Genomic DNA, 15,645 nt, shown 5'->3' on the forward strand with positions numbered 1-15,645 from the left:
CGCCATGGCGATAATTCCTTACGTTATGCCTTCATCATTGATGAAGGCATGAGTTCACAATTTTTAAACCGTGGCCTTATTTGCCACGAGCTTCAATAACGGCCTGAGCGACGTTGTTCGGCGCATCATCGTACTTCAGGAACTCCATGGAGTAAGAAGCACGGCCTTTAGTCAGAGAACGCAACTGGGTCGCGTATCCGAACATTTCAGACAGCGGAACTTCAGCGTGAATCTGAACGCCAGTAGCGTTAGATTCCTGACCTTTAAGCATACCACGACGGCGGCTCAGGTCACCGATAACGTCACCGGTGTTCTCTTCAGGCGTCTCAACTTCAACCTTCATGATAGGCTCAAGCAAAACCGGAGTTGCTTTCTTAAAGCCTTCTTTAAACGCCAGTGAAGCGGCAAGTTTAAACGCCAGTTCAGAGGAGTCAACGTCATGGTAAGAACCGAAGTGCAGACGCACGCCCAGATCTACTACCGGATAACCGGCCAGTGGACCTGATTTCAGCTGCTCCTGGATACCTTTATCAACCGCAGGGATGTATTCGCCAGGAATCACACCACCTTTGATGTCGTTGACAAATTCGTAGCCTTTCGGGTTAACACCTGGCTCCAGCGGGTACATGTCGATAACAACATGGCCATACTGACCACGGCCACCAGACTGCTTGGCGTGTTTACCTTCGATATCGGTAACTTTCGCGCGAATCGCTTCACGGTAAGCAACCTGAGGTTTACCGACGTTCGCTTCAACGTTGAATTCACGCTTCATGCGGTCAACGATGATGTCGAGGTGCAGCTCACCCATACCAGCGATGATGGTCTGGTTAGACTCTTCATCAGTCCATACGCGGAATGATGGGTCTTCTTTCGCCAGACGACCCAGAGCCAGACCCATTTTTTCCTGGTCAGCTTTGGTTTTCGGCTCAACGGCGATAGAGATTACCGGCTCCGGGAACTCCATGCGCTCAAGGATGATGACGTTATCCGGGTCACACAGGGTGTCACCGGTGGTCACATCTTTCAGGCCGATCGCTGCTGCGATGTCGCCCGCACGAACTTCTTTGATCTCTTCACGCTTGTTAGCGTGCATCTGAACGATACGGCCCAGACGCTCACGGTTTGATTTAACCGGGTTAAACACGGTATCACCCGTATTAACAACGCCAGAGTAAACGCGGAAGAAGGTCAGGTTACCTACAAACGGGTCGGTAGCGATTTTGAACGCCAGAGCAGCAAACGGCTCGTTGTCGTCAGAGTGACGCTCAGCCGGCGTATCTTTACCGTCGTCCAGGATACCGTTGATCGCAGTAACGTCAGTCGGTGCTGGCAGGTATTCAACAACCGCATCCAGCATCGCCTGAACACCTTTGTTCTTAAATGCAGAACCACAGGTTACCAGGATGATTTCGTTTTTCAGCACGCGATTACGCAGAGACGTTTTGATCTCTTCTTCAGTCAGCTCTTCACCGCCGAAGAATTTCTCCATCAGCTCGTCAGAACCTTCTGCAGCAGCTTCCACGAGCTTCGCACGCCACTCTTCAGCCAGTTCCTGCATATCAGCCGGGATATCTTCGTATACGAAGGTAACGCCCTGATCTTCATCGTTCCAGTTGATGGCTTTCATCTTCACCAGGTCAACAACACCGGTGAATTTCTCTTCAGCGCCAATAGCCAGTTGAAGTGGAACCGGGTTTGCACCCAGACGCTTCTCCATCTGATCAACAACTTTCAGGAAGTTAGCACCCATGCGGTCCATTTTGTTAACGAACGCGATGCGTGGAACTTTATATTTGTTAGCCTGGCGCCATACGGTTTCAGACTGTGGCTGAACACCACCAACCGCACAGTAAACCATTACTGCGCCATCGAGCACACGCATTGAACGCTCAACTTCGATGGTGAAGTCAACGTGTCCTGGGGTGTCAATGATGTTTACGTGGTGTGGCTCAAACTGCTTAGCCATACCTGACCAGTAACAGGTGGTCGCAGCGGAAGTGATGGTAATACCACGTTCCTGTTCCTGCTCCATCCAGTCCATGGTTGCGGCGCCGTCATGCACTTCACCGATTTTGTGGTTTACACCGGTGTAGAACAGAACGCGTTCGGTAGTCGTAGTCTTACCGGCGTCGATGTGAGCACTGATACCGATATTACGATAGCGCTCAATGGGTGTTTTACGAGCCATTTGATTCCTCTGATTCTCGGACGTTCAAAGTTAGTCGACCCCAGCGGGTTGGCTGTTTGAGCGCCCGCTGGTTTAACAACAACTACGTGGTGATTACCAGCGGTAGTGTGCGAACGCCTTGTTGGCTTCAGCCATACGGTGAACGTCTTCACGTTTCTTAACTGCAGTACCTTTGTTTTCTGCAGCGTCAGAAAGTTCGTTCGCCAGGCGGAGAGCCATTGATTTATCACCGCGTTTACGAGCAGCTTCTACGATCCAGCGCATTGCCAGGGCATTACGACGAACCGGACGAACTTCAACTGGAACCTGGTAGGTAGAACCACCAACGCGACGTGACTTAACTTCGACAGTCGGACGTACGTTTTCGAGAGCAACCTCGAACGCTTCCAGGCCATCTTTACCAGCGCGCTGAGCCAGGGTATCAAGCGCGGTATAGACGATAGATTCAGCAGTAGATTTTTTACCATCTACCATCAGGATATTTACAAATTTGGCCAGCAGCTCTGATCCGAACTTAGGATCTGGCAGAATTTTACGCTGACCAATGACGCGACGACGTGGCATGGAAATACTCCGTTGTTAATTCAGGATTGTCCAAAACTCTACGAGTTTAGTTTGACATTTAAGTTAAAACGTTTGGCCTTACTTAACGGAGAACCATTAAGCCTTTGGCTTCTTCACACCATACTTGGAGCGAGCCTGCTTACGGTCTTTAACACCTGAGCAGTCGAGCGCGCCACGAACGGTGTGGTAACGCACACCTGGCAGGTCTTTTACACGACCGCCACGGATCAGGATCACGGAGTGCTCCTGCAGGTTATGACCTTCACCACCGATATAGGAGGTAACTTCAAAACCGTTGGTCAAACGCACACGGCATACTTTACGCAGTGCTGAGTTTGGTTTTTTAGGGGTAGTGGTGTAAACACGAGTACAAACACCACGTTTTTGCGGGCAAGCTTCCAGCGCCGGCACGTTGCTTTTAGCAACCTGACGAACGCGTGGTTTGCGAACCAGCTGGTTAACTGTTGCCATTAAATAGCTCCTGGATTTAGCTTTTGCTTCGTAAACACGTAATAAATCGCCTCGTATTACTACGAGGAGGCAGAATTTTAGGGCTGAGCCAATAGGGTGTCAAGAAATAACCAGGTTTTACCCTCACCAGGCCACTTGTTGTGGATGCTTCGTCGTCAGCGTAACGAAACCAGTATAGTCCAGCGACGCCACTTTGGTCGAAATTTGCGCAGCCAGACCTCGCGCTAGCACATCCTCTTCCAGAATCCACAGGGTCGCGCCAGAGGCGCAGAGCTTGTCCAGCATCGGGGTTCCTTCCAGCGCGGCCATCACGCCATCCTGCAGGAGCAGGAGATCGTCGCCTGCCTGCAGCAGTAACAACAGGCTATCAAGGTCACATTGCCAGGGAGAGTGCAGCAGCGTGTAGAGCATGATCGGTTCTCAGAAACGGAGGATACGATGGTAAGTGGCCAGCTTCTGGCGCAGTGCTGCCGGGTCGAGCACCTCCGCAGAGAGCACGCGCGGCGCCGTCAGGCTCTGCCCGCGCGCCAGCAGTGAATCTCTGCAGATAAAGCATTGATCAATGTCGTAGAGGTCGAGCACACCAAACGTGGCGATGTAGTTGCGCGCCAGAATCTTCTCGGGCTGCTGGTGGGTATTCAGCTGTAGTACGCCATCACCAATAAAGAACAGGCCGATATCTTCACTCAGCGCGCCGGTTGCCAGTACGGCATCCAGCCCCTCTCTGCCGGCACTGCTGCCGTGCGGTGCCTGCGTAAACAGAAACGCGATACGATTCATCAGAACTGTACCAGGCGATCGCAGCTCAGCGCCGCTTCAGCCAGCGCGCCCAGCCCGCTGAGTATGAAACCGGGCTGCAGGTTGCTGCCCGCCAGCTGCAGGCGCGCTGCTTCCTGCTCATCCGTCACGCCGCGCCGCAGCGCCGCCGCGACGCAAATGTTCAGGGCAGCGCCGCTGTGTTCATGCAGCGCCTGCCATTCACGTACCATATCAATTTCATCACTGGCGGGCGCACTGAGCTGATTAGCATTCAGCACGCCCTCACGATAGAAGAAAACGCTCTCCAGCTGGTGGCCCGCTTTCACCAGCGCGCGCGCAAACAGCAGCGCGCTGCTGGCATGCTGCGTACCGTAGGCCGGGCCGGTCACCAGCAGGGTGTAACGCATTAGCGCTCCTGCCCCTGCAGATCCCCGCTCTTAAACTGACGGATGTAGAGGTAGACGGTGTGCTTCGAAATATTGAGGCGATCGGCAACCTGGTTGATCGCATCCTTGATATCGAAAATGCCTTTCTCATAGAGGTTAAGCACAATCTGGCGATTCTTGGCATTGTTGGAGACATTGCGATCCGCGCTCACCTCCTCAATGGTAAATTCCAGCGTCTGTGTCACCAGATCTTCCACCGAGCTGGCGAAATTCACGTTGGAATCAACCTGCTGCGTCTCTGGCGGCATAAAGGTCGACATAATTTGTGAGAACGGCACATCCAGGTTCATGTTAATGCACAGCAGGCCAATCACCCGCTGTTGCCGGTTACGGATCGCAATGGTGACCGATTTCATTAACACGCCGCTTTTAGCGCGTGTGAAGTAAGCGCGGGAGACGTTGCTCTCTGCGCCATGCATATCATGCAGCATGCGCAACGCCAGGTCGGTAATCGGCGAACCCACTTTACGACCGGTATGCTCGCCGTTGGCAATGCGCACCGCAGAGCACTTCAGATCTTCCAGCGAGTGCAGCACGATTTCGCAGTGCGAGCCGATCAGCATCGCCAGGCCATCGACCACCGCTTCGTAGGATTTAAGGATATCGTAATCTGCTTGCTCGAACGGACGCTGCTCCAGTAAATCGAAGTCAGTCAGTTCACCGGGATTGAATGGATTAGACATCGAAGACATTACCCTACATGGCTGGAGCCTGTCTCGACAGCATTGGGCAGACTCGTATTGTGATAGTTATTCAGCCGCTAGTCTGGCAAATGTCGTCTGCTTATGCCAGAGCTTTGTCAGCGCATAGAAAGTAAATCGCCGCCCGGAGGCGGCGACGTTAACGCAACTGCAATTACTGCGCTTTTTTATCCGCAGCGGCAGGTGCCTGCGCTTTCTCATCGGCTTTTGGTGCCGCTTTGATGTCGAGCAGTTCAACATCGAACACCAGCGTTGAGTTAGCCGGGATACCCGGAACGCCGTTTTTGCCGTATGCCAGGTTCGGTGGGATCACCAGCTTGATCTTGCCGCCTTTTTTCACGTGCTTCAGGCCTTCTGTCCAGCCCGGAATCACACCATCCAGACGGAATGACAGCGGTTCGCCACGGGTGTAGGAGTTATCGAACTCAGTACCGTCAGTCAACGTACCTTTGTAGTTCACAACCACGGTGTCGCTGTCTTTCGGCGCATCACCGGTGCCCTCTTTCTCTACCTGATACAGCAGGCCAGATTCGGTTTTCTTCACGCCTTTCTCTTTGGCGAATTTGTCCGCGTAAGCCGTACCTTTGTCAGCGTTCTCTTTCGCGTCTTTCTCCATCTTCGCCTGAGCGGCGCCTTTCACGCGGCCTTCAAAAGCCTGCAGCGTCTGCTCAATCTCCTGATCGGAGAGCTTACTCTTACCGCCAAACGCATCCTGAACACCTGCAATCAGCTGGTCTTTATCCAGTTTGATGCCCAGTTTCTCCTGCTCCTTCAGTGAGTTGTCCATGTAGCGACCCAGTGAAGCACCCAGCGCGTAGGCAGATTGCTGATCTTCGTTTTTGAAGGCAGCATTTTTCGGTGCCTGTGGAGCAGCCTGCGCTGCATCGGCAGGTGCCGCTGCTGTTTCTGCTGCCATTGCCAGCGGTGCATTCAGCGCGACGGCCATGGTGGTAGCTAACAATGTGACTTTAAACAGTGATTTCATCCTTTCTCCAAAACCGAAGCATAAAAACCTCGGGAATCATTGCGGACAGTGGCCCACACTATAACTTTACGTGGCAGTGGCGAACACTCCCACAACGTAATTACCCGGTCAACCTCCGACCTTTTTTGCTTCAGGAAGTTTCACCAGAGATATAGGCGAAGCGCGTGATTTCAATATAAGCGGCCATCAGAAGGTGAAATATAGGGTGATTCTGAAGTAAAAGACCGTAGAATCACGGCCATTGCGATTCATGCAGAGCAGCAACGATGAGGAGTGCCTATGCAGCAATCAGAATGGGAACAACGCCTTGAGGCGCTGGAGAGTCGTCTGGCGTTCCAGGAACATACCATCGATCAGTTAAACCAAACCGTGGTTCAACACGAGCTCGAAATGAGCAAACTGCGTGAACACGTGCGTTTACTGGTGGATAAGGTGAAAGCCGCCGCGCCGTCGATGATCGCGTCGCAGTCTGAAGAGACGCCACCGCCCCACTACTGATCACGGCAGGCGATATCACCGCACGAATGATTGCGCGGCAATAAAAGAGAAGGCCACCCGCAGGTGGCCTTTTACGCTTAGTGGTTGCAACCGCAGCCACCTGTACCACAGCCGCCCTGGCCGTGATCGTGACCATGGTCGTGGTCGTGGTCATGATGATGACCATCAGCACCATGGACGTGACCGTGCGCGATCTCTTCTTCAGTCGCTTCGCGGATCGCCACAACTTCTACGTTGAAGTTCAGGTTCTGGCCAGCCAGCATGTGGTTACCATCGACCACAACGTGATCGTCTTCCACTTCAGTGATCTCTACCGGTACCGGGCCCTGATCGGTTTCCGCCAGGAAACGCATACCCACCTGCAGCTCATCCACGCCCATGAAGACATCTTTAGGCACGCGCTGCACCAGGTTGTCATCGTACTGGCCATAAGCATCGTTCGCCGGGATATGCACGTCGAACTTATCACCTACATCATGATTTTCCAGCGCTTTTTCCAGACCAGAAATCAGGGAACCATGACCGTGCAGATAGTCCAACGGCGCACTCACCGGTGACTCGTCAACCAACACACCGTCTTCGGTACGAACCTGATACGCCAGGCTCACCACCAGGTCTTTTGCTACTTTCATGATATCTCCTAACCGTTGAGAACTAAGAATCCCGTCTCATTGGTCTATTTTTGCGTGCAATAACCAACCAGAAAGGTTCAAGACTGAGGATGCTAACAAGTGTGTTGCTGCATACTGCTCAGCGTTAATGGCGCCGATTGTAACGGAATTCAATACCGCTGTAAGTCTCAGCTTAAAAAAAGCTGAGACATCGCGCTACTCGGGATGAAAAATGCCAATCACTTGCTCAGTGCTGCGCACCTGATCGCGCGCCTGCTTATCCGCTTCGCGCATCTGATGGCCACACTTCACACACTCCACCACGTCGATATTGTTTTCACGCCACATCGCCAGCGTGTCTTTTTCCTGGCAGTGCGGGCACACCGCACCGGCAATAAAACGTTTACGCATCGTATTTCTGCCGCCTTTATTCAACAGATACAGTAATTGTAGACCTACTCATCATCCCAGCCGTCAAACTGGCGTTTTTCGTGCTGCATTTCACGCTGGAAGATATCCTCCAGCTCACGTCGCGCCTCACGCACGCGTGAAACCTGCGCGCTGTCGTCATGGCTGGGCACCAGTTCGCGCAGCATGCGCATATCCAGACGACGGAAGTGCTGCTGCGCGCGCTGCGCCTGATGCGGATGCATACCCAGCGAAATCAGCGCCTTGCGCCCCAGTTCCAGCGCACTGGAGAAGGTTTCACGTGAGAATAGCGTGACGCCCGCCTGCAGCAGCTCATGCGCTTCCACACGGCCGCGCGCACGCGCCAGAATCTCCAGACGAGGAAAGTGCTGCTGGCACAGCTGCACGATGGTCATGGAGTCTTCCGGATCGTTACAGGTAATCACGATGGATTGCGCATTCTCTGCACCTGCCGCACGTAGCAGTTCCAGCTCGGTGGCATCGCCATAGTAAACTTTATAGCCGTATTTACGCATCAGGCTGACGGCGGAGATATCGCGCTCCAGCACCGTAATGCGCTTGTTGTTTGCCATCAACAAACGCCCGACCACCTGCCCAAAACGGCCGAAACCGACCACAATCACCTGCGGCTGATCGTCCTCGACAAACGGTTTTTCACCATCGTCTTCGGTCTCGTTAAAGCGGCGGGCCAGAATCTTGTCTACGCCCTGCATCAGTAGTGGCGTGGTCATCATCGAGAGCGTCACCGTCACCAGCAGCAGCGGTAGCTGATCGCCGCTAAACAGCTTCGCCGAGGACGCCGCTGAGAACAGCACGAAGGCAAACTCACCGCCCTGACTCAGCACGCCGGCAAACTGCAAGCGCTCCGAGCTGCGCAGGCCGTAGATACGTGCCAGCACATAGAGCACCAGCGTTTTCACCGCCACCAGAATCACAACGCCAAGCAGGATCTCAACGATATGGGTGTAGAGCACGCCCAGGTTCAGCGCCATCCCCACCGAAATAAAGAACAGCCCAAGCAGCAAACCTTTGAACGGATCGATAGCCACTTCCAGCTCGTGGCGATATTCACTCTCCGCCAGCAGGATGCCGGCGATAAAGGTGCCAAGCGCCATCGACAGGCCAAGCGCATCCATGAACAGCGCTGAGCCAAGTACCAGCAGCAGCGAAGCCGCGGTAAAGACTTCTCGCACGCCGGAAGCCGCAATAAAGCGGAAGATGGGTCGCAGCAGATAACGGCCGCCCACCAGCATGCCGGCAAACGCCAGCACCTTCATGCCCACTTTCAGCCAGTCCACGTGGCCGCTATCGCCGCCGCCCAGCAGTGGCACCAGCGCCAGCGCCGGAATGACGGCGAGATCCTGGAACAGCAGCACTGAAAAGCCCAGTTGGCCCGATTCGTTACGGTTCATGCCTTTATCACGCATTAACTGCAACGCCATGGCGGTGGAGGACATGGCCAGGCCGATGCCGCCAATCACCGCCGCTTGCCAGCTGAAATCAGTCAGCCACAGCAGCACGCCCAGTATCGCGGCCGAAACCAGCACCTGGGCTGCGCCTACGCCAAAGATCGAGCGCCGCAGCGCCCACAGCTTCGCCGGATTCAGCTCCAGCCCGATGATAAACATCAGGAACACCACGCCCAGTTCAGAGAAGTGCAGAATCTCCTCGACGTCGCTGATAAAGCCCAGCCCCCACGGGCCGATGGCGATCCCCGCCAGCAGATAACCCAATACCGCGCCGATGCCGAGGCGTGCCGCAATCGGCACCACCAGCACCGCCGCCACCAGATAAATAACGCCCGCCGTCAGTAGCGTTTCTCCTTCCATCACAGCCCTCCGTTTGGCAGCGGTGACGCCAGCCAGTCGCCATAGGCGCGCGCGTAGTTATGCAGCACGTCCGGCGTCTGGCGCCGTGCCCAGTAAATCACCATTGGTGTCATCCAGTGCATACGGCACATCTGGGCGGTCAGCTCAAACGGACGCATGATGTCACTCAGCGGATAGCGGTTCAGCCCATTGTGGTGATACGCCGTCTCCGGCTCACCGGTGGTGACCACGCTGCGCCAGTATTTACCCTCCAGCGCATTTCCATCCTGCCCGCTGGCGAAGCCACGTGACAGCACGCGGTCCAGCCACTCTTTGAGCAGCGCCGGACAGCTGTAGGTATAAAGCGGATGCTGGAACACCACGATTTGATGGTCGCGCAACAGCTGTTGCTCATAGTGAATATCAATAAAGAAATCCGGATAGTGGGCGTATAAATCGTGCACCGTGACGTGGTCCAGTTCCATAGCCGACTGCAGCAAAACCCGATTAGCAATCGAATCCTGTGATTCCGGATGGGCGTAAAGCAGCAATATTTTGGGCGGCTGCGACATCGTTCCCCTCCAAAGCGTCGTCACCGCAGCGGAATTCCGCTACCATGCTCAACGCAACAAACAATTCATCTAATTATGTAGCCAGTAAATTAACATATTCTGACGATACGGCGCTTATGATTGTCTTTTCCGCATTACAAATCCGTCGCGGCACCAATGTGCTGCTGGATAACGCAACGGCCACCATTAATCCCGGGCAAAAAGTGGGCCTGGTGGGCAAAAATGGCTGCGGCAAATCCACCCTGCTTTCGCTGCTGAAAAGTGAGATCAGCAGCGATGCTGGCACCGTCACCTTTCCGGGCAACTGGGCGCTGGCGTGGGTAAATCAGGAAACTCCAGCGCTGAGTAAAGCCGCGCTGGAATATGTTATCGACGGCGACCGTGAATATCGCCAGCTGGAATCCGAATTAGCCGAGGCCAATGCAAAAGACGATGGCAACGCCATTGCGCTGCTGCACGGCAAGCTGGATGCGATCCAGGCGTGGAGCATACACGCTCGCGCCTCCAGTCTGCTGCACGGATTGGGCTTTAGCCAGGAGCAATTAATGCGGCCGGTGAGCGATTTCTCCGGCGGCTGGCGTATGCGCCTTAACCTCGCACAGGCGCTGGTGTGCCGTTCTGATCTGCTGCTGCTCGATGAACCCACTAACCACCTTGATCTGGATGCGGTGATCTGGCTGGAGCGCTGGCTGAAGAGCTATACCGGCACCCTGATCCTGATTTCGCACGACCGCGACTTCCTCGACCCGGTAGTGGATAAGATCATCCATATCGAACAGCAGACGATGTTTGAATACACCGGCAACTACAGCTCGTTCGAACGTCAGCGCGTCGCCAAACTGGCGCAGCAGCAGGCGCTGTATCAGAGCCAGCAGGAAAAAGTGGCGCACCTGCAGAAGTATATCGATCGCTTCCGCGCGCAGGCCACCAAAGCCAAACAGGCACAGAGCCGAATCAAGATGCTGGAGCGCATGGAGCTGATTGCGCCGGCGCACGTGGATAACCCCTTCAGCTTCAGTTTCCGCGCGCCGGAAAACCTGCCGAACCCGCTGCTGAAAATGGAGAAGGTCACCGCCGGTTATGGCGACCGCATCATTCTGGATGCCATCAAACTTAATCTGGTCCCGGGCTCACGCATCGGGCTGCTGGGCCGCAACGGCGCCGGTAAATCGACGCTGATCAAACTGCTGGCCGGCGAGATTGAGGCGCTGGAGGGCAAAGTTGGCCTGGCGAAAGGCATCAAACTGGGTTACTTCGCGCAGCACCAGCTGGAGTTCCTGCGGGCCGATGAGTCACCGCTGCAGCACCTGGCGCGTATCGCCCCCAAAACGCTGGAGCAACAACTGCGCGATTACCTCGGCGGTTTTGGTTTCCAGGGCGATAAGGTGAGCGAAGCGACGGAACGCTTCTCCGGCGGTGAGAAAGCGCGGCTGGTGCTGGCGCTGATTGTCTGGCAGCGCCCTAACCTGCTGCTGCTTGATGAACCCACCAACCACCTTGATCTCGATATGCGTCAGGCCCTGACCGAAGCGCTGATTGATTTTGAAGGCGCGCTGGTGGTGGTCTCGCACGATCGTCACCTGTTGCGCTCCACCACCGACGATCTCTATCTGGTGCACGATCGCAAAGTGGATGTGTTTGAGGGCGATCTGGATGATTACCAGCAGTGGCTGAGCGATCTACAGAAACAGGAGACGCAGCAGGATGCCGCCCCGAAGCAGGACAACGCCAACAGTGCGCAGTCGCGTAAAGATCAGAAGCGGCGTGATGCCGAGCTGCGTACCCAGACCCAGCCGCTGCGTAAAGAGATCGAGAAGTTGGAGAAGCAGATGGCGAAATGGCAGAGCCAGCTGAGCGAAGCCGAAGCGCTGCTTTCCGATAGCGCCATTTACGATCAGAGCCGTAAGGCCGATTTAACCGCGGCGCTGCAGCGTCAGGCAGAGAGCAAATCGGCGCTGGAAGAGGTCGAGATGGCATGGCTGGATGCGCAGGAGCAGCTGGAGCAGATGCTGGCAAATTAGCGGCCAGCATATATGCCGACCCTGCAGCTTTTATCTCTTCTGTAGGGTCGGCATTCATGCCGACCTGGCTCACCACCGCAACGCGTTAAAACGGTACATCACCCAGCACCGTCGCACGATGCATAATCCTGCGCGCCGGATAGTAATCCGCATTAGCATAATGCTGTGTCACGCGGTTATCCCAAATCGCCACATCATTTGGCTGCCAGCGCCAGCGCACCTGAAACTCCGGCTTCGTGGCATGGGCAAACAGATAGCTCAGCAGCGCCTCACTCTCCTTCTCGCTCACGCCCAACAAGCGCGTGGTGAAGCCCTCATTGACAAACAGCGCCTTGCGCCCGCTCACCGGATGTGTGCGGATCACCGGGTGCTGCACCGGCGGATGCTTTGCCACCGCCTGCTGCCAGCGCTGATGCTCCTCTTCCGTCTTCCGGTACTTATACTCCTGGAAGGATTTCCTGAAATCGTGCTCCGCCTGCAAACCACTCAGCAGCTGCTTAAACGGCTCAGAGAGCGCCTCATACGCGGCAATGCCGCTGGTCCACAGCGTATCGCCGCCGCTCTCCGGCAACAGCTTTGATGTCAGAATGGCAATCGCCGGCGGCGTCTGAATAAAGGTGACATCGGTGTGCCAGTTATCGTTATCCGGCGGATTATCCTGATGGGTATCCAGCACGATAATCTCCTCAACGCCCTCCGCATGCGGATAGACCGGATGGATATGCAGGTCGCCAAAGCGAATTGCCAGCGCACGCTGCTGTTCCGGCGTAATGACCTGATCGCGCAGAAACAGCACCTGATGACGCAGCAAGCCGTGATAGAGCTGCTCAAACTGGGTATCGCTCAGTGGGCGACGGAGATCCACACCGCTGACCTGCGCACCGATATTGGGGCCGGGCGCGGTAAAAGTTAAACGTTCATTCATTGCTGTTCTCCACTCCAGGGCGTCAGACGGCGCTGCAAGGCGCGCAGGCCCAGTTCTAAGCTAAAGGCGATCAGCGCGATCACCGCAATCCCGGCCAGTACCACATCCGTCGCCAGAAACTCACCGGCGGACTGCACCATAAAGCCAAGGCCGCGTGTCGCAGCAATCAGTTCAGCGGCCACCAGCGTGGACCAGCCCACGCCAAGGCCAATACGTAAACCAGTAAGAATTTCCGGCAGTGCGCCAGGCAGGATCACAAAGCGCAGCAGCTGCCAGCGCGATGCACCCAGCGCCTGCGCCGCCCGGATGCGTACCTTCTGCGTATTTTTTACCCCTGCCAGAGTGGATAAGGTGACGGGTGCGAAAATCGCCAGGTAGATCAGCAGGATTTTTGAGGTCTCGCCGATACCAAACCAGATCACCATCAGCGGCAGATAGGCCAGCGGCGGCACCGGGCGATAGAGTTCAATCAGCGGATCAAGCAGCCCGCGCACCGTCGGGCTCAGCCCCATGGCAATGCCTACCGGAATACCGATTAGCGCCGCAAAAAACAGGGCGACCAGCATACGCGTCAGGCTGGCTCCCAGGTGCTGCCACAGCGTGGCATCCATAAACCCCTGCGGCCCGGCAATCACCAGCAGCTTCTGCAGCACCTGCTGCGGCGGCGGCAGAAACAGGGGTGCAATCAGGCCGAGTGCGGTAACGCTCCACCACAGCAGCAACAGCACGGCCACGCTAACCAGGCTCAGCGACAGCTGGCGCGAAAGCGGCCAGCGTAAACGGCGCGAACGTGCAGCCGCGCGTTTCTCATCAATGACGGTGCTCATACAAAGGCCTCCCGCTGGGCAAATACCTGCTGCAGCACATATTCACGGCGTTCGATAAATGCCGGATCGGATTTGACGCTGCGGCACGGCTCGCCGGCAGCGAAGCGCTGACCGAAGTCGAGCTTCAGACGTTCCACGATGCGTCCCGGCCCCGGCGACAGCAGCACCAGGTCGCTGGCCAAAAACACGGCTTCTTCTATGTCGTGCGTAATCAGCAGAATCTGTTTGCCGGTATCGCGCCACAGCGTCAGCAGCAGGGTTTGCATCTGCTCACGGGTAAACGCATCCAGCGCACCAAACGGCTCATCCAGTAACAGCAGTTGCGGATCGGTCGCCAGCGCCCGCGCAATCCCCACACGCTGGCGCTGTCCGCCGGAGAGCTGCCAGATAAAACGCTTTTCTGCCCCTTCCAGTCCGACTTTGCGAATCAGCCGGCGGGCAGTGGCATGACGCTCGGCTTTCGCTACGCCGGCCAGCTGCAGGCCAAATGCCACGTTCTCCAGCACGTTACGCCACGGCAGCAGACCCTCGTTCTGAAACACCACGCCGCGTTCTGCCCCCGGCCCGCGCACCGGGTTGCCATCCAGCGTAATGCTGCCGGATTCAAGCGGCAGAAAGCCGGCGATTAAATTCAGCAGCGTGGTTTTGCCACAGCCGGAGGGGCCCAGCACCACCAGCAACTCCCGGCTATCCAGCTGCAGGTTGATATCCTGCAGCGCAGGCTGACCGGCGTAACGTGCATTGAGATGTGTGATGCTGAGCATACGGCCTCCGTTATTTCGCTAAAGGTGCAACAAAGCGGGTGGTGACAAAGCTGCTGTAGTCGCTGGCCGCCTCTGGCACCCGGCCCTGCTCTTTCAGGAAGTGCGCGGTATCGACAATCGCTCTATTTACCGGCTGACTCAGCTGCTCCACCTGCTGTTGCGCCGTCAGGTAGGTGTTGCCTTTGACCAGGCCCGGCACATCACTTTCCGGTACGCCGCTCAGGCGCGCCAGCTTGCTCAGGTTATCCGGCTGCTGCAGCCACTGCTCCGGGTGGGCGAGATAGGCTTGCTGCGCGTTGATGGCACTGCGCGCGAAAGCGGTCACGATTTCCGGATGCTGCTGTGCAAAGTCTTTACGCACAACCCAGACATCCAGCGTGGGTGAGCCCCACTGGCCAACCTGCGACGAGTCGGTCAGTACGTTGCCACTCTTCTCCAGCTCATTGACTGCCGGTGCCCAGACGTACGCGCCGTCGATATCACCGCGCTGCCAGGCAGCGATGATTGCGGGAGGCTGCAGGTTTACCAGCTGCACCTGCGATGGCTTAATGCCCCAGTGTTTGAGGGCCGCCAGCAGACTGTAGTGGGTCGTGGAGATGAAGGGCACGGCGATGCGCTTACCGATCAACTGCTTTGGATCGGTGATGGCCTTTTTCACCACCAGCGCTTCGGAATTACCCAGCTGCGAGGCCAGCAGAAAGGCTTCTACCGGCAGTTGTTGAGTGGCCGCCACCGCAAGCGGGCTGGAGCCAATGTTGCCGATCTGCACATCGCCGGAGGCGAGTGCGCGCAGTACGCTGGCGCCGCTGTCGAATTTACGCCACGCCACGGTTGCACCGCTCTCTTTGGCAAAAGTGTTATCGGCCTGCGCCACTTTGGCGGGCTCCGCCGAGGTCTGATACGCCACGGTCACGTCGACGGCTGCGGCCTGAAAGGTCATCAGCGCCAGCGCCGCTGCGGCTACTGTTATGGTTTTTTTAACTGCCATCATCTTGCACCCCAATGTTGTCTTGTGACGGCAGTTTCTCCAGCAGCGATGATTTCATAAAGGAATTAAAAATTATCGCTAATGA

Annotated in this window: 18 protein-coding genes; 2 read left to right on the forward strand and 16 right to left on the reverse strand. The window is 56.1% G+C overall.

Features of this window, described 5'->3' with window-relative positions; genetic code table 11:
* Positions 1-76 precede the first annotated feature (76 nt).
* The 8 genes from fusA to fkpA all read right to left on the reverse strand — a co-directional run bounded on the left by fusA (position 77) and on the right by fkpA (position 6,117).
* The gene (gene fusA, locus HA48_RS17450; protein WP_128602456.1) at positions 77-2,191 is read right to left on the reverse strand and encodes an elongation factor G; all 2,115 of its coding nucleotides are present in this window, start codon (positions 2,189-2,191) and stop codon (positions 77-79) included.
* A 93-nt stretch (positions 2,192-2,284) separates the two neighbouring features.
* The gene (gene rpsG / locus HA48_RS17455; RefSeq protein ID WP_007886246.1) at positions 2,285-2,755 is read right to left on the reverse strand and encodes a 30S ribosomal protein S7; all 471 of its coding nucleotides are present in this window, start codon (positions 2,753-2,755) and stop codon (positions 2,285-2,287) included.
* Between the two features lie 96 nt (positions 2,756-2,851).
* On the reverse strand, positions 2,852-3,226 hold the full coding sequence (rpsL, locus tag HA48_RS17460; protein ID WP_010616440.1) for a 30S ribosomal protein S12: 375 nt from the start codon (positions 3,224-3,226) through the stop codon (positions 2,852-2,854).
* A gap of 123 nt (positions 3,227-3,349) precedes the next feature.
* On the reverse strand, positions 3,350-3,637 hold the full coding sequence (tusB, locus tag HA48_RS17465; RefSeq protein WP_128602457.1) for a sulfurtransferase complex subunit TusB: 288 nt from the start codon (positions 3,635-3,637) through the stop codon (positions 3,350-3,352).
* A gap of 9 nt (positions 3,638-3,646) precedes the next feature.
* Entirely contained in the window at positions 3,647-4,006 is a 360-nt protein-coding gene (gene tusC / locus HA48_RS17470) for a sulfurtransferase complex subunit TusC (RefSeq protein WP_128602458.1), read from the reverse strand.
* Positions 4,006-4,392, reverse strand: a complete 387-nt coding sequence (gene tusD, locus HA48_RS17475; protein ID WP_128602459.1) for a sulfurtransferase complex subunit TusD — start codon at positions 4,390-4,392, stop codon at positions 4,006-4,008. Before tusD ends, tusC begins: the two co-directional genes overlap by 1 nt.
* A complete protein-coding gene (locus tag HA48_RS17480; RefSeq protein ID WP_104094141.1) occupies positions 4,392-5,114 on the reverse strand; it encodes a helix-turn-helix transcriptional regulator in 723 nt (240 codons plus the stop codon). The genes tusD and HA48_RS17480 overlap by 1 nt, the downstream gene beginning before the upstream one ends.
* 172 nt (positions 5,115-5,286) lie before the next feature.
* Positions 5,287-6,117 (reverse strand): FKBP-type peptidyl-prolyl cis-trans isomerase, encoded by an 831-nt coding sequence (gene fkpA / locus HA48_RS17485; protein ID WP_128602460.1) that lies wholly within the window; start codon positions 6,115-6,117, stop codon positions 5,287-5,289.
* 279 nt (positions 6,118-6,396) lie between these two features.
* On the opposite strand from fkpA, the gene HA48_RS17490 reads away from it, so the two are divergent.
* Positions 6,397-6,615, forward strand: a complete 219-nt coding sequence (locus HA48_RS17490) for a protein SlyX (RefSeq protein ID WP_128602461.1) — start codon at positions 6,397-6,399, stop codon at positions 6,613-6,615.
* A gap of 77 nt (positions 6,616-6,692) precedes the next feature.
* On the opposite strand, the gene slyD is transcribed toward HA48_RS17490, so the two are convergent.
* From slyD to kefG, 4 genes are all read right to left on the reverse strand, one after another.
* On the reverse strand, positions 6,693-7,247 hold the full coding sequence (slyD, locus tag HA48_RS17495) for a peptidylprolyl isomerase (RefSeq protein WP_128602462.1): 555 nt from the start codon (positions 7,245-7,247) through the stop codon (positions 6,693-6,695).
* A 195-nt stretch (positions 7,248-7,442) separates the two neighbouring features.
* A complete protein-coding gene (locus HA48_RS17500) occupies positions 7,443-7,637 on the reverse strand; it encodes a YheV family putative zinc ribbon protein (RefSeq protein ID WP_128602463.1) in 195 nt (64 codons plus the stop codon).
* A gap of 44 nt (positions 7,638-7,681) precedes the next feature.
* Positions 7,682-9,484 (reverse strand): glutathione-regulated potassium-efflux system protein KefB, encoded by a 1,803-nt coding sequence (kefB, locus tag HA48_RS17505; RefSeq protein ID WP_128602464.1) that lies wholly within the window; start codon positions 9,482-9,484, stop codon positions 7,682-7,684.
* Positions 9,484-10,035: a glutathione-regulated potassium-efflux system ancillary protein KefG gene (gene kefG / locus HA48_RS17510; protein WP_128602465.1), complete on the reverse strand. Its 552-nt coding sequence runs from the start codon at positions 10,033-10,035 to the stop codon at positions 9,484-9,486. The genes kefB and kefG overlap by 1 nt, the downstream gene beginning before the upstream one ends.
* A gap of 116 nt (positions 10,036-10,151) precedes the next feature.
* Between kefG and HA48_RS17515 the strand changes: the two genes are divergently transcribed.
* The gene (locus HA48_RS17515; RefSeq protein WP_128602466.1) at positions 10,152-12,056 is read left to right on the forward strand and encodes an ABC transporter ATP-binding protein; all 1,905 of its coding nucleotides are present in this window, start codon (positions 10,152-10,154) and stop codon (positions 12,054-12,056) included.
* Between the two features lie 85 nt (positions 12,057-12,141).
* On the opposite strand, the gene tauD is transcribed toward HA48_RS17515, so the two are convergent.
* The 4 genes from tauD to tauA are packed head-to-tail and all read right to left on the reverse strand — an operon-like array spanning position 12,142 to position 15,563.
* Positions 12,142-12,981 (reverse strand): taurine dioxygenase, encoded by an 840-nt coding sequence (gene tauD, locus HA48_RS17520; protein ID WP_128602467.1) that lies wholly within the window; start codon positions 12,979-12,981, stop codon positions 12,142-12,144.
* The gene (tauC, locus tag HA48_RS17525; RefSeq protein ID WP_128602468.1) at positions 12,978-13,808 is read right to left on the reverse strand and encodes a taurine ABC transporter permease TauC; all 831 of its coding nucleotides are present in this window, start codon (positions 13,806-13,808) and stop codon (positions 12,978-12,980) included. The genes tauD and tauC overlap by 4 nt, the downstream gene beginning before the upstream one ends.
* Complete coding sequence (gene tauB, locus HA48_RS17530) at positions 13,805-14,572, reverse strand: taurine ABC transporter ATP-binding subunit (RefSeq protein ID WP_128602469.1); 768 nt, start codon at positions 14,570-14,572, stop codon at positions 13,805-13,807. The genes tauC and tauB overlap by 4 nt, the downstream gene beginning before the upstream one ends.
* 10 nt (positions 14,573-14,582) lie before the next feature.
* Positions 14,583-15,563, reverse strand: a complete 981-nt coding sequence (tauA, locus tag HA48_RS17535) for a taurine ABC transporter substrate-binding protein (protein ID WP_128602470.1) — start codon at positions 15,561-15,563, stop codon at positions 14,583-14,585.
* Positions 15,564-15,645 lie beyond the last annotated feature (82 nt).

Origin of the sequence: Pantoea wallisii, assembly GCF_002095485.1 — a bacterium.
Taxonomy (GTDB): Bacteria; Pseudomonadota; Gammaproteobacteria; order Enterobacterales; family Enterobacteriaceae; genus Pantoea; species Pantoea wallisii.